This is a genomic window from Thermoanaerobacter sp. X514, from assembly GCF_000019065.1.
Taxonomy (GTDB): domain Bacteria; phylum Bacillota; class Thermoanaerobacteria; order Thermoanaerobacterales; family Thermoanaerobacteraceae; genus Thermoanaerobacter; species Thermoanaerobacter pseudethanolicus.
This window is the reverse complement of record NC_010320.1, coordinates 547740-561967: the sequence shown is the minus strand read 5'-3', so window position 1 is coordinate 561967 and position 14228 is coordinate 547740. Positions and strand designations below refer to the sequence as shown.

The window sequence follows — 14228 nt, the reverse complement described above, 5'->3', positions numbered from 1 at the left end:
TGTTATCAATCTGTAGCCTACAATTTGCGTAGGCTATTTATTTCGACAATTCTTCTTTCAAAATTTGATTAGTAAGCTGCGGATTTGCTTTTCCTTTGGTCGCCTTCATAACTTGCCCTACCAAAAAGCCCATTGCCTTTTCTTTGCCATTTTTGTAATCCTCTACTGATTTAGGATTTTCAGCTATGACTTTTTTGATAATTTCTCTTAATTCGTCCTCATTAGCTATCTGTTTCAATCCTTTTTCTTCTACTATTACCTCTGGCTCTTTCCCTGTACCAAACATCTCTTCAAAAACAGTTTTAGCAATGGATCCGCTTATCACACCGTTATCAATTAATTTAAGCAATTTTACTAACATTTGCGGTGTTACGGGTACTTCGTCTATTTCTTTCCCTGTCTCATTCATGAGGCGAGAAAATTCTCCCATAAGCCAATTGCTTACAGCCTTTGGAGAATCATATTCGAGAGCGCACTTTTCAAAGAAGTCCGCTATTTTCTTTGAAGAAGTTATAATTTTAGCATCATATTCAGGTAAACCGTACTCGGAAATAAATCTCTCTCTCTTGCGGTGTGGCATTTCAGGCAAAGACTTTCTAATCTCTTCTTTCCACTCATCTGTTACAATTATTGGAACTAAATCTGGTTCAGGGAAATACCTGTAATCATGAGCTTCCTCTTTTGTCCTCATAGGCTCGGTTATTCCTTTTGCCTCATTCCATCTTCTTGTCTCTTGTACTATTGTTCCGCCTTCTTCTAAGACTTTTATCTGCCTTTTTATTTCATATTCCAACGCCTTTTGAACGGCTCTAAAGGAGTTTAAATTTTTAAGCTCTATTTTTGTCCCTAATTCAGTACTTCCCACAGGCCTCACAGACACATTTGTATCAACTCTTAAAGAACCTTCCTGCATTTTGCAGTCAGAAACTTCGGTGTACTCTAAAATGCTCTTTAATTTTGTTAAGTATTGATAAGCTTCTTCAGGTGTAGACATATCTGGTTCAGAAACTATTTCAATGAGAGGCACCCCTGCACGGTTGTAATCTACTAAAGAACCATCTGTATTTTCATGTAGCAACTTTCCAGCATCTTCTTCAATGTGTATCCTCTTTATTCCTATTTTCTTCACCTTACCATCTACTTCAATTTCTACATATCCGTTGCTGCACAAGGGAAGGTCATATTGAGAAATCTGATAAGCTTTGGGCAAGTCAGGATAAAAGTAGTTTTTTCTGTCCATCTTGCTGAAGTTTGCAATTGTGCAGTTTAAAGCAAGTCCCGCTCTTACAGCATATTCTACAACTTTTTTATTTAAAACTGGTAAAGTTCCGGGAAGTCCAAGACATACCGGACATACGTGGGTATTAGGTTCACCGCCAAATTTGGTAGTACAACCACAGAAGATTTTGCTCTCTGTCAAAAGTTCGGCATGGACCTCTAAGCCAATCACTGCTTCGTACTTCATTATCTTGCACCTCCTATGGCCTGTGGTTTTGCACTAAATTTATTGGCTTGTTCAAAGGCATAAGCGACATTTAATATTTTCCCTTCGTCAAAATGTCTGCCAATTATCTGAAGTCCAACAGGTAAGCCATCTGAAAGACCACAAGGTATGGATATGCCAGGGAGCCCCGCTATGTTAACCGATACAGTGTATATATCTGCTAAGTACATGGCTAACGGGTCGTTTGCCCTTTCTCCAATTTTAAAAGCTACAGTAGGACTTGTTGGACCTATTATTACATCGCATTTTTCAAAAGCTTTTTCAAAGTCATTTTTAATGAGAGTTCTGACCTTTAATGCTTTTTTGTAATAAGCATCATAATAGCCAGAGCTTAAAGCATAAGTCCCTAGCATTATCCTTCTTTTTACTTCTTTGCCAAATCCTTCGCTTCTCGTAACCATGTACATGTCAATCAAATCTTCATATTTTTCTGCAATATGGCCGTATCTTATGCCATCATACCTTGCAAGGTTGGAACTAGCCTCTGCCGAAGCGATTATATAATAAGCTGGAAGAGCATATTCTACATAAGGAATAGATATATCTATGATTTCTGCTCCTAAATCCTGTAAAACTTTTATGGATTCTTGTACAGTTTCTTTTACCCCTTCTTCTATTCCCTCGCCAAAAAATTCTTTAGCCACTCCTATCCTCAAACCTTTAATATCTTCTTTGAGATAAGAAGTGTAATCAGGCTTGTCTATTTTTAAAGAAGTAGAGTCTTTTGGGTCATGCCCTATAATTGTATTTAATACAATAGCACAGTCTGTAACATCTTTTGTAAAGGGTCCAATCTGGTCAAGTGAAGAGGCAAAAGCTACAAGGCCATATCTTGACACCAATCCATAAGTAGGTTTCATCCCTACTACACCGCATAAAGAAGCTGGTTGTCTTATAGAACCACCTGTATCTGAACCCAAAGCAAAAGCCGCCTCGTCTGCCGCTATAGCTGCTGCAGAACCACCAGAAGACCCTCCTGGAACACGGGATAAGTCCCAAGGATTTTTTGTAGTTTTAAAAGCGGAATTTTCTGTAGAAGACCCCATTGCAAATTCGTCTAAATTGGATTTTCCTAAAATTATCACTCCTTCTTCTAGTAATTTTTCCACTACTGTAGCATTATAGGGAGGAATATAGTTTTCTAGCATCTTAGAAGAACAAGTGGTTTTTATTCCCTCAGTAGAAATGTTGTCCTTTATTATGACAGGAATGCCTGTAAGGGCCGTGTCCTCTCCCTTTTTGATTTTCTCATCTGCCTCTTTTGCTTTTTGCAAGGCAAAATCCTCTGTAATTGTGACAAGAGCATCTATTTTAGGTTCTACTTCTTTTATTCTTTCAAGATAGGATTTTGTCACTTCCAAAGCGCTGACTTCTCTCTTTTTGAGAAGTTCTCTAAGTTCGTGAATTGTCAAACTATATAATTCCATTTATGTACCTCCTCATTCTATAATCTTTGGCACTTTAAAACAGCCGTTCTCTTTATAAGGTGCATTCATCAATATTTTGTCTCTGTCCATTGAAGGCTTTACTTCGTCTTCTCTAAATACATTATGGATTGGCACTATATGAGCTGTAGGCTCTACATTTTCAGTGTCCAATTCGTTTAATTTGTTTACATAGTCGATAATTTTGCTCAGTTGCACTGTAAACTCTTCTATTTCCTCTTGCGAAAATTTGAGACGGGCCAGTTTAGCCACATGCTCAACTTCGCTCCTGCTAATAGCCATGTTACCACACCTTTCCTTTATTATTCACCTATTATAGTTTACCACAAAAACATATTTTTTGAAGGATAGAGTTTTTAAATATTTTCACCTTTTAGCATTTCTTCAAATTGTTTTTCATCAATTATCTTTATTCCTAATTCTTGGGCTTTTTTAAGTTTAGAACCAGGATCTTTACCTACTAATACATAGTCTGTTTTTTTACTTACTGAATTTGTAACTTTTCCACCTCTTTCTTCAATCATTCTGGTAGCTTCTTCTCTCGTGTAACTTTCCAACGCTCCTGTCAAAACAAAAGTTTTCCCTTCAAATATGTTGCTTACTTTTCCTTTTGAAAGTTTTTTCATGTTTACTCCAGCATTTTTAAGTTTTTCAATTATCTCTACATTTTGTTTTTCTGCAAAAAAGGAAACTATGCTTCTTGCCATCTTAGGTCCTATGTCAGGCAACTGTGTAAAGTCTTCAAATTTTGCCTTCATGATATTGTCCATTGTCTTAAAATGCTCAGCAATCACTTGGGCAGCTTTACTGCCTATTAAGTTTATACCCAAGCCAAAGAGCAATCTATCTAAATCTCTTGTTTTGCTTTCTTCAATAGCATTTAATAAATTTTTAACAGATTTGTCCCCCATTCTTTCTAATTGTATTAAATCTTCGTATTTAAGATAATACAAATCTGCTATGTTGTGAATTAGACCTTTTGACAAAAGCTGATTTATTATAGCTGGCCCCAATCCTTCTATATCCATTGCATCTTTTGAAGCAAAGTGGATAATGCCTCTTAGAAGCTGTGCAGGACAATTTAGACCTGTGCAACGCCTTATAGCCTCACCCAGAAGCCTGACAGCTAAAGCACCGCATTCAGGGCATCTATCTGGCATTACAAATTCTCTTTCTTGTCCAGTCCTCTCTTCTTTTACCACTTCTACTACTTCAGGAATGATTTCTCCCGCTTTTTGAACTATTACCGTGTCTCCTATCCTTATGTCTTTCTCTTTTATGTAGTCCTCATTGTGAAGTGTAGCTCGGCTTACAACTGAACCTGAAATAGCTACAGGCTCTAATATAGCTGTAGGAGTAAGGGCTCCAGTCCTTCCTACTTGAACTATTATATCCAAGACTTTTGTCTTTTTCCTCTCTGCAGGATATTTAAAAGCAATAGCCCACCTGGGGTCTTTGGCAGTCTGGCCTAAAATTTCTCTCTTTTCAAGGTCATTTACTTTTACAACTGCTCCATCAATGTCGTAAGGCAGCTTATCTCGTAAGTTTCTTATCTCTTCTATTTCTTTTATTACTTCATCTATATTGCTACATTTTTTATGAATTGGTATTATTTTAAATCCCTGTTCATTCAAAAATTCTAATGTCTCTATGTGGGTTTTAAATTTTCTACCCTCAATCTTCTGAAGGTTAAAAATAAAAATGTCTAAATCTCTTTTCGCCGTCACTTTAGGATCTAATTGCCTTAAAGAACCTGCTGCAGCATTTCTGGGATTTGCAAAAAGGCTTTCCCCTAATTTTTCTCTCTCCTCATTTAATTTTTCAAAAGAAGCGCGGGGCATGAAGACCTCTCCTCTTACAACAAGGCTTACATCATCCTTAAGCCTTAAAGGAATTGACTTTATAGTCTTTAAATTTTGTGTGACATTTTCTCCTACGATCCCGTCTCCTCTTGTAGAACCCACAGTAAATATGCCTTTTTCATAAATTAGTTCCACAGATAAGCCGTCAATTTTTAATTCTACTACGTACTCTACATCTCCCACTGCCTCTCTTACTCTTCTGTCAAAGTCTCTAAGTTCTCCCTCAGAAAAAGCATTAGCCAAACTTAACATTGGAACTACATGGGTAAAAGGCTCAAATTCTTTTAAAGGCTCCCCACCTACTCTTTGGGATGGAGAGTCTGGAGTTTTAAGCTCTGGATATTTTTCTTCTAATTCTATAAGTTCTCTCATCAGCATGTCGTACTCATAGTCTGAAATCTCTGGTTGGTCCAAAACGTAATATCTGTAATTGTGATAATTTATTTTTTCTCTCAATTCCTTTATCCTTTCTTTTGGATCCATAATCCAACCTCCATAAATTAAGAAATAGCTTTAATAGGAGCAAACTTTAAGTCTAACTTTTTTATGCCCACATTTGGAAAGGCAACTGTAATCTCTTCTCCTTCTACTTTTACTACAGTACCTATCCCCCATATTTTATGCTCTACTTTATCTCCTAAATTATATTGAGCCTTTTCATAAGTTTTCCTTTCTACATAGCTAGATACAGACCTATACTCTTCCCTTGGCTTTGATAACTCATGGTATCTTACTAAAAACCTCTCAGGTATTTCGCTTATAAAACGGGAATAGGAGCTGTACTGAGATTTGCCGTATAAATTTCTCCTCCTCGCATAGGTCATATAGAGTTTTTCTTTAGACCTCGTAATGCCAACATAACAGAGCCGTCTTTCCTCTTCTAATTCATATTCATCTGTAAATGACTTAAAAGAAGGAAATATTCCTTCTTCCATGCCTACCATAAAGACAACAGGAAACTCTAATCCCTTCGCCGAATGCAACGTCATGAGAACAACGCTTTCTCCAATCTCTCCAGCCAAGTCAATATCAGATACCAATGTTATCCCGGCCAAAAATGCTTCTAAAGATTTGTCCTCTGAAGACTCTTCAAATTCATAAGCCGCATTTAAAAACTCTTTTAGGTTTTCTATCCTTCCTTCTGCTTGTTCTGATTCTTCTTTTTCTAACTCCTCTACATATCCAGTCTCTTCTAAAATGTAATTTATTACTTCACTGACAGTCATTGTATCTTTTTTATCAATTAATTCTAAAATAAATTCCTTAAATTCTAAAAGGCTATTTTTAGCCCTTTGGCTTACTTTTGCATCATCTATTGCAAAAAAAAGACTGGTGTCTTTCTCCAAAGCTGTAGCCTCTAATGCCTCAATGGTTGCAGCTCCAATACCTCTTTTAGGAACGTTTATTATCCTTTTAAAAGATATGTCATCATAAGGATTTACAAGTATTCTCAAATAGGCAATAATGTCTTTTATTTCTTTTCTGTCGTAAAACCTTAAAGCTCCGACCACTTTGTAAGGAATTCGCACCCTCATTAAGGCTTCCTCAAAAGCACGGGACTGGGCATTTGTCCTGTATAAAATAGCAAAATCCCTAAAGCTTCTATTTTCTCTTTCTTTTAAGCTGATTATTTCCTGTATTACAAATTCCGCTTCTTCCCTCTCATTGTCTAATTCGCAGAGAATTATCTTTTCTCCTTGTTCATTATTTGTCCATAAAGTCTTTTTCTTCCTTCTTATATTATTATCTATGACATAATTGGCTGCTTCCAATATTGTTTTGGTAGAACGATAGTTTTGCTCTAATTTTATAACTTTAGCGTCAGGATAATCCTTCTCAAAGTTTAATATGTTTTTTACATCTGCACCTCTCCAACCATATATGCTTTGGTCATCATCACCAACTACACATAAGTTTCTGTATTTCTGGGCTAACATGTTCACAAAATGGTATTGAGGCGTATTTGTGTCTTGATATTCGTCCACCATTATGTATTTAAATTTCCTCTGGTAAAAGTCTAAAACTTCGGGGCTTTCCTTAAAAAGTTCAATAGTTTTTATAATTATGTCATCAAAATCGAGGGCATTGTTTTTCTTTAACTTTTTTTGATATAGCTTGTATATTTCACTTATTTTCTTGCTTCTATACTCATTTCCAAAAACATAAATATACTCTTCTGGAGTTACCATTTTATCCTTTGCAGAAGAAATAGCATTTAAGACAGTTTTCACAGGATACTGTTTTTCACTTAAATTTAGCTCTTTAAGGCATTCCTGTATTAAAGCCTTTTGGTCAGTAGTATCAAATATGACGAAATTTCTGTCATAGCCTATTTTGTCAATATCTCGCCTTAAAATTCTCACACAGGCAGAATGAAAAGTAGATACCCACAGGTCACCTATATAACCTAATAAATCTTCTACTCTTGTTTTCATTTCTTCTGCCGCTTTATTTGTAAAAGTGATAGCCAGTATGTTAGAAGGAGAGATTTTTTTCTCTTTTATAAGATAAGCAATTCTATGAGTCAAAACACGAGTTTTTCCGCTTCCAGCTCCCGCTAATATCAAAAGAGGTCCTTCTGTAGTCATAACTGCTTCTTTTTGTTTGTCATTAAGGTTATTTAATATGCTGTTCATTTTTCTCACTCCAATTTAGTTTTAAAAAAGCCCGGTTTTATTCCCGGGATTCTGATTCTAACCTGTCTAATATAATTTTATATCCATTTGCTCCATAATTCAATGCCCTATTTACTCTGCTTATGGTAGCAGTACTTGCTCCTGTCTTTTCTGCAATTTCTATGTAAGTCTTTTTTTGGCGAAGCATTTTTGCAACCTCCAATCTTTGGGCTAATGCCTTTATTTCATTTATTGTAGCAATATCTTCAAAAAATCTGTAACATTCCTCTATATTTCTAAGTTTTAAAATGGCCTCAAATAACTGGTCAACAAGTTCATCTTTAATTTTAGATTCATACATAATTATCCCTCACCTAATGAAATAATTTAATTGTTTACAAATATATTGTAATAAATATTAAAAAATAATTCAATACTTTAAAGCGATTTTTTATAACGTATACAAAATAGATTTGTAGTTGTCTTGTGGACAAATGACTTTCAAAGCTTCGGGTCATAATGACAAAAAAGAAACAAGGTGATATAATTATTATAAAAATACTACCCGGAATTTCCGGGTAGCGAGGGGATTTTATTATTGTCTTTTTTCTAATTGATTGACTCTTTTATAGAGCTCAATCATTCTTTTTATTAAATTTTTTTCAGCAAGGGCTGTCATAAGCTGGTCTTGAGCGTGAATTACTAGAAAATTAGGAGCTTCACTTTGCTCTCCTTGTGTAAGCATATTTTGGTATTTATGCCCTTCATAAAACTCTTCATCTGCTTTTTCAAGATGCCTTTCTGCTTCCTCAAAATCTCCTCTTTCAGCTGCATCCAATGCTTCATAAGCTTCTGCTCTTGCATTTCCTCCATGTAATACTAAATTGTATATTATTTGTTCTAAGTCCATTAGTTTCACTCCCATCACAAATTATTCTTGGTCTTTTACTCCTTTTTCGTTCTTTAAAAGTTGAGCTTCATACATTTTAAAGAAGGGATAGTATATAATCGCTGTTACAATTAAATTTACCAGCTGCAACAAAGCACCTTGCCAGTGGCCACCGGAAGATAAAAATCCGCTTATAAAAACTGGAACTGTAAAAGGCAATTGTATTAAAGGTCTTGGTACTAAGTTTACAGCAAAAGCAAAGTAATTTATTGTTACAACAGCTGCTGGAGCTAATATAAACGGAATAATGAGTATCGGATTTAACACAATAGGTGTACCAAAAATTAGTGGCTCGTTTATATTAAATATTGCAGGTATAAGCTCAGCTCTCCCAATTGTCCTAAGTTGTGCAGAAGCTGAAAGTAAAAACATTATTGTCAAAGCCCATGTAGTACCTGAACCACCTAAATGAGTAAACACATGGAAGAAAGGTTCAGTTACAATGCCTGGTAAAGGCAGCCCTTTTGCTGCAGCTTCTGCATTTGCAGCTAATTGAGTCATCCAGAAAGGATAAGCAATTGAAGAAACAACATTCATACCGTGAATTCCTAATGACCACAAAAGCATCATTAGTATTATTTCAGCTAAAGCTGCAGGATAACTATTTGATGCAGCAACAAGGGGCTTAAATAAGTCAAGCACCAATTGCGGCAATGTCATATGGAAATTTGCCCATACAATCCATTCTACAATCCACGCTGACACTATCATTACAAACATAGGAACTAATGCTAAGAAGCTTCTTACCACATAAGGTGGCACACCTTCAGGCATTTTTATTACCAAACCACTTTTGTTAAAGAATCTCACAACTATTGCCGTAATTATGCCTATTATTATTGCTACAAACAAACCTTGACCGCCGAGGTAATTTAGTACATCTCCAAAAGTAACTTTTGTCACATCTGTTGCAGGAAAGCTTGTTATAAAAAATGCCAACATTGAAATAATTCCTGTCATCGTCTCGTCGAGGTCCCATCGTGTAGCAAGGCTATAAGCTGTACCAAAGGCTACCATCATAGCCATTATCCCAAAAGTAAGTTGGAAAGGTATCATGATTTGAGCTGCAATAGGTTTTACTGCTCTTGCCCATGCATGTATAGGTGCCCAATTAATTCCCTCTGGTGGATTTGCTATAATTAAGAAAAGGGCACCAGTCAAAATCACAGGCAAAGCAAAGCTTGAAAATGCGTCTCTAATTGACTGCAAATACACATTTTGCGCTATACGAGCAAGAACTGGCATTAAAGATTCTTCCATCCACTTCATAAACCAATTGTTTGAAAGCCTATCGTTCATTTTATTCCCTCCTTAAACTTCTTTTCCACTTTTTTTAGCAAGCTCAATTATTTGATTTAATATTTTTTTGCCATCCATCATAGCAAAGGCCTGCATGTCGACTATATCAACAGGGATATTGTATTTAGAAGCGATTGATTCAATTTCTTTTTTGAGATGTCTTACTTGTGGTTCTAATAATGCTACATCGTATTCCTCTGCCTTCTTTTTAAACTCTCCTGTACCGCCAGCATCTACCACAACATCCAATCCTTGCTTTTTAGCTTCATCTGTTACCTTTTTAGCAAGAGCACTGGAAGTTGCTCCCCAGCTGCAGAGTATTACTCCTCTTATTGCCATTTTTAACACCTCCTTTCAAAGATTATTTCATTTTTTTCTTTTTAAGCTTTTTATGTTGTTTTTGTAGGTTGCTATCATAAAGTTGTATCATTTTTATGACATAAGTCTGTATTGCAAACACTACTAACATAAAGGCACTTCCAAAAGCCATTATTTTTAAGCCATTAAGGAAGCTATCATGAAACATGGCATAAAATCCTGTAGAAAACCATACTACCCCCAAAAGCAAATAAAATATTTTTCTTTGAACTCTCGATATGCTAAACATTTTTGATCCTCTCCTAAATTATCCTTTTTATTTCTTCATAAAATTTTTTCAATAACACTTCTTTTATTTTTTCTTTGACCTCCTTTTGGGACTGTGCTTCGTTAAGAGTATTCACCAAATCTTCTCTTTCAATTAAAGACATGCTTAAATCTCCTAAAACTTCAATTCCTTCTCTATCACCTTCTGGTGCTACCATTAAAAAAGCTGTCCTTATCTTTTCATAATCTCCTACAAGATTTTTCATTTTTACTTCCTCTATAACTTTTCCTACAACTACTAATGGAAAATCTATATTTTCAATTGTGCAATGATATATGACAAATCCTTTGTTTGGTAATACTATTTTACCTAAGCTTTCTCTTTTTAAAAGTCTTTCTTTTATTTGCTCCTTTTGATTTTCACTTATTAAATTTTTATCTATCAAATTCTTAAGAATATATTCTATTATTTGAGTAGACTTTTCACCTGTTACAGTCATATAGGTTATAGAATCGCATAATTCTAAAATTCTCTTTCCATAATTAGCTATATGAAAGGCCTCTTTTTCGTAATTTTCTTCCTCCTCTTTTTTTATTCCGTACTCCATAATAAAGTCTGTATTTAAGGCCTTCTTTAGCTTTTCTACATCTTCCTTCAAAAGCAAAGGATTTACTACAACGACTTTTTTATCTTTTATGTCAAGAGGTATTGTAGAAACAATTAAGTCTATATCATCTCTTCCTTTTAAATCTTTTAGTTTTATGCTGGAGGTAACATCCACTATGTTTATTTGTGGAAACATCTGAAGTTTTGACATCAGCATTCTGGAGGTTCCAATACCACTAGCACATACCACCATTATGTTGTACTTTTTGGCGGCCTCTTTTTTCCTCTCTAAAGCTGCACCAAAATGCATAGCAATATATCCAACTTCATCTTCTGGAATATCCATGTTTAATTTTTTTCGCAAAACATCGCAAACTCTATTACTTTTTTCAAAAAGCAAAGGATATTTTGTTTTTATATCCTCCAACAAAGGGTTTCTTATATCAAGTCCCATCTCCAATCTGTACACCGCCGGAACTAAATGACTCTTTAAGCCATCTTCCAAAAACTCATCTTCTGAAAAACTGACATCAAAAATTTTTTCTGCTTCTTTTATCATGTCCCGGGCAATAATCTCTATGTCTTTGTCATTGTAATTTTGAGTAGTTGACCTGTACTTTGCACCTATAAGGTGTATTGTCACATAGCCAATCTCATCTTCAGGTATAGGTATATCCAATTCTTCTTGTAAATATTTAGCTAACTTTTTAGCAAATTTGTATTCATTAGTTTTTTTAAGTTCCTGTAAATTGTCTTCACCCATTTCAATAGTTTCACCATTTTGAAGCCTTTTTATAGCTAAGGCAAGGTGAACGACAAGGCCTAAATAAGAACTCTCTACAATTTCATAGTCAATTTGCGATTTTAATTTTAAAATTGCCTTTTCTATTTTCAAGACAGTATCGTAGTCAATTAAGTTTAAAAGCCTCAAATCTATGTTTTTTTCAATATTGTTTTTTGCGAGATATCCTGTTTTTAAGAAATCAATCAAATCTGCAGTATCAAAATTCTCATACAAAAAGTTAGCTATAGCTTTTCTAAAAGAGTTTTCGCTTCCCGATATATAAACGCCATAACCTGGCTTTGTTATTAAAGTTAATCCTTGTTTTTCAATCCACTTTTCTAATTCTTTAAGGTCATAACTTATTGTAGAAGTGGTGACGCCAAATTTTTTGCTGAAATACTCTAATTTAACAGGCTCATTTAGCTGCAAAAGCTCTGACAATATCATTTTTCTTCTCTCTTCTGTTTCAAACTCTGAAGGATATCCTACTATATCCAGCTTTAGCTTCTCAATATCAGCAACATTGCCTTCTATAACCAACCCATCAGTCTTATTTACAATTTTTGAATTGTAATTTTTAACAAATTCATTTATAGAAGCAATTTCTCTGTATACTGTCCTTTTGCTTACATCAAATTCTTTCATAATGTCTTCCATTCTTGTATTTGAAGAGGACAGTATTTTTCTTAAAATTTGCAGTTGGCGCCCTCTCAATTTATTCATTTTACATCATCACTTTTCTGTGACATTAATTTAATAATAGTATCTCTTTTTACGTCTATATTATACACCTAATCGCTAAATTAACAAGGAAAAGATGTAAATCATCTGGCATTAGCATTGTGTCATATTTTTAATTGTAAAAATATACAAAGGAGATATTTTACATCGTCGCTCCGATGTTTCAAAGCGACAAAACTAAAGCTCGACCTTCAGGTTCCGGCAGGGTACCGGGCACAATCGGCATCCATGCCTTAAGGTGCCCGCCTCCGCCATCCTTGGCTTCGGCCCTGCCTCCACCCTCGGTCTTGCTAAGTTTTGTTACCGCTTTGTAACAAGTCGCTCCTTATGCAAAATATCTCCTTTACGAAAGTTTGTTGATAAGTTTTATTTTATTGGCATTTTGCATATTAAAAGAAAAGATCTCTTTCTCCATTTTCTATTCTTGTAAGCCTTCTCTTTGTCTCTTCCCTTACAGTTATTGATGGAATTTTCTCTAAATTTACCGCTATAGCTTTTTCTCCAATTTCCTTAGTTTTTTCATCCCCGTAATCAATCAAAAACTCTTTGAAGGTTAGTATCGCATTAGGTAGACAGAAGTTGTGTATTTGCCCTGATTTCGCAAAGGTCATAAACCTGTCTCCTGTACGTCCCATTCTGTAGCAGGCAGTACAATAACTTGGGAGATACCCTTGTTCACACAAAGTCCTCAAAATTTCATTAGGACTTCTTTTGTCTTCTACCTCAAATTGTGGCTTTGAACCACCTTTTTTGGATATCTCTTCATGATATCCACCTACTCCTGTACAAGAACCTGCACTAATCTGAGAAATGCCAATGCTTATTACTTCTTCTCTAAATTTAGGCTTCTCTCTTGTAGACAAAATCATCCCTGTATAGGGCACTGCCATTCTTATGACGGCTACTAATTTTTTAAAGTCTTTATCTGATACAATATATGGGAATTTATCTATGGGAGTGTTAAGAGCTGGTCTAAGTCGCGGTACTGAAATAGTATGTGGCCCAACTCCAAATTTCTCCTCTAAATGGTTCGCATGATAAAGCATCGCAACAGTTTCGTATTTGTAATCATAAAGCCCATACAAAACCCCTAATCCTACGTCGTCAATGCCTGCCTCCATAGCCCTATCCATAGCAGTCAAATGGTAGTCGTAATCGTGTTTTGGACCTTGTGGATGCATGTATTCATACGTAGGTCTATGGTAAGTTTCTTGGAATAAAATATAAGTCCCTATTCCTACTTCTTTAAGTTTTTTGTAATTTTCCACAGTAGTCGCTGCTATATTGACATTTACCCTTCTTATGCTTCCGTTTTTAAGTTTTGTATCGTATATCGTCTTTATTACATCGATAATATAATCTATAGGGCAATTTACAGGGTCTTCTCCAGCTTCAACTGCTAATCTCTTATGTCCCATCTCTTCCAAAATCTCAACTTCTCTTCTCACTTCTTCCATTGTAAGCTTTTTTCTTTCCTGCTCATTAGAATGTCTGTAACCACAATATCTACAGTTGTTTACACAGTAGTTACTTACATAAAGGGGGGCAAATATCACAATTCTATTTCCATATATTTCTTCTTTTATATACCTTGCTACTTTAAACATCTCATTAAGCAAATCCTCATCTTCTACATTTAAAAGTACCGCCGCTTCTTCAGGAGTAATGCCTTTTAGCTTTTTAGCTTTCTCTATAATTTCTAATGCATATTTAATTGTCGCTTTTTTAGCCTTTTCTAAATCCTGTCTTATCTTTTCATCATCAATAAAATCTGCTTTTTCTTTTATCATATTTTATCTCCTCCCTTACCCTCAGGAAAATCCCCTTGGGCTTAGTT

Annotated in this window: 12 protein-coding genes; all 12 read right to left on the bottom strand. The window is 35.1% G+C overall.

Annotated features, from left to right (window positions below; translation table 11 throughout):
• Positions 1–37: 37 nt before the first annotated feature.
• Complete coding sequence (gatB, locus tag TETH514_RS02715; RefSeq protein WP_003868768.1) at positions 38–1465, bottom strand: Asp-tRNA(Asn)/Glu-tRNA(Gln) amidotransferase subunit GatB; 1428 nt, start codon at positions 1463–1465, stop codon at positions 38–40.
• On the bottom strand, positions 1465–2931 hold the full coding sequence (gene gatA, locus TETH514_RS02710; RefSeq protein ID WP_009051706.1) for an Asp-tRNA(Asn)/Glu-tRNA(Gln) amidotransferase subunit GatA: 1467 nt from the start codon (positions 2929–2931) through the stop codon (positions 1465–1467). The genes gatB and gatA overlap by 1 nt, the downstream gene beginning before the upstream one ends.
• A gap of 12 nt (positions 2932–2943) precedes the next feature.
• A complete protein-coding gene (gene gatC / locus TETH514_RS02705) occupies positions 2944–3231 on the bottom strand; it encodes an Asp-tRNA(Asn)/Glu-tRNA(Gln) amidotransferase subunit GatC (protein WP_003868770.1) in 288 nt (95 codons plus the stop codon).
• Positions 3232–3305: 74 nt separating this feature from the next.
• A complete protein-coding gene (gene ligA / locus TETH514_RS02700) occupies positions 3306–5294 on the bottom strand; it encodes an NAD-dependent DNA ligase LigA (RefSeq protein WP_003868771.1) in 1989 nt (662 codons plus the stop codon).
• Positions 5295–5311: 17 nt separating this feature from the next.
• Positions 5312–7447, bottom strand: a complete 2136-nt coding sequence (gene pcrA / locus TETH514_RS02695; protein ID WP_009051707.1) for a DNA helicase PcrA — start codon at positions 7445–7447, stop codon at positions 5312–5314.
• A 37-nt stretch (positions 7448–7484) separates the two neighbouring features.
• Entirely contained in the window at positions 7485–7787 is a 303-nt protein-coding gene (locus TETH514_RS02690; RefSeq protein WP_009051708.1) for a YerC/YecD family TrpR-related protein, read from the bottom strand.
• Between the two features lie 234 nt (positions 7788–8021).
• Positions 8022–8336, bottom strand: a complete 315-nt coding sequence (locus TETH514_RS02685) for a PTS lactose/cellobiose transporter subunit IIA (protein WP_009051709.1) — start codon at positions 8334–8336, stop codon at positions 8022–8024.
• Between the two features lie 21 nt (positions 8337–8357).
• The gene (locus tag TETH514_RS02680; protein WP_003868776.1) at positions 8358–9674 is read right to left on the bottom strand and encodes a PTS sugar transporter subunit IIC; all 1317 of its coding nucleotides are present in this window, start codon (positions 9672–9674) and stop codon (positions 8358–8360) included.
• A 12-nt stretch (positions 9675–9686) separates the two neighbouring features.
• Complete coding sequence (locus TETH514_RS02675) at positions 9687–10013, bottom strand: PTS sugar transporter subunit IIB (RefSeq protein ID WP_003870491.1); 327 nt, start codon at positions 10011–10013, stop codon at positions 9687–9689.
• A gap of 22 nt (positions 10014–10035) precedes the next feature.
• Positions 10036–10281, bottom strand: a complete 246-nt coding sequence (locus TETH514_RS02670) for a hypothetical protein (RefSeq protein ID WP_003866796.1) — start codon at positions 10279–10281, stop codon at positions 10036–10038.
• Positions 10282–10294: 13 nt separating this feature from the next.
• Entirely contained in the window at positions 10295–12373 is a 2079-nt protein-coding gene (locus TETH514_RS02665; protein WP_009051710.1) for a BglG family transcription antiterminator, read from the bottom strand.
• 407 nt (positions 12374–12780) lie between these two features.
• Complete coding sequence (hydG, locus tag TETH514_RS02660) at positions 12781–14181, bottom strand: [FeFe] hydrogenase H-cluster radical SAM maturase HydG (RefSeq protein ID WP_003866798.1); 1401 nt, start codon at positions 14179–14181, stop codon at positions 12781–12783.
• Positions 14182–14228 lie beyond the last annotated feature (47 nt).

Excerpts from the sequence above, each read along its gene's own strand:
- gatB (WP_003868768.1), bottom strand. The coding sequence starts at position 1,465 with ATGAAGTACGAAGCAGTGATTGGCTTAGAGGTCCATGCCGAACTTTTG.
- gatA (WP_009051706.1), bottom strand. The coding sequence starts at position 2,931 with ATGGAATTATATAGTTTGACAATTCACGAACTTAGAGAACTTCTCAAA.
- gatC (WP_003868770.1), bottom strand. The coding sequence starts at position 3,231 with ATGGCTATTAGCAGGAGCGAAGTTGAGCATGTGGCTAAACTGGCCCGT.
- ligA (WP_003868771.1), bottom strand. The coding sequence starts at position 5,294 with ATGGATCCAAAAGAAAGGATAAAGGAATTGAGAGAAAAAATAAATTAT.
- pcrA (WP_009051707.1), bottom strand. The coding sequence starts at position 7,447 with ATGAACAGCATATTAAATAACCTTAATGACAAACAAAAAGAAGCAGTT.
- TETH514_RS02690 (WP_009051708.1), bottom strand. The coding sequence starts at position 7,787 with ATGTATGAATCTAAAATTAAAGATGAACTTGTTGACCAGTTATTTGAG.
- TETH514_RS02685 (WP_009051709.1), bottom strand. The coding sequence starts at position 8,336 with ATGGACTTAGAACAAATAATATACAATTTAGTATTACATGGAGGAAAT.
- TETH514_RS02680 (WP_003868776.1), bottom strand. The coding sequence starts at position 9,674 with ATGAACGATAGGCTTTCAAACAATTGGTTTATGAAGTGGATGGAAGAA.
- TETH514_RS02675 (WP_003870491.1), bottom strand. The coding sequence starts at position 10,013 with ATGGCAATAAGAGGAGTAATACTCTGCAGCTGGGGAGCAACTTCCAGT.
- TETH514_RS02670 (WP_003866796.1), bottom strand. The coding sequence starts at position 10,281 with ATGTTTAGCATATCGAGAGTTCAAAGAAAAATATTTTATTTGCTTTTG.
- TETH514_RS02665 (WP_009051710.1), bottom strand. The coding sequence starts at position 12,373 with ATGAATAAATTGAGAGGGCGCCAACTGCAAATTTTAAGAAAAATACTG.
- hydG (WP_003866798.1), bottom strand. The coding sequence starts at position 14,181 with ATGATAAAAGAAAAAGCAGATTTTATTGATGATGAAAAGATAAGACAG.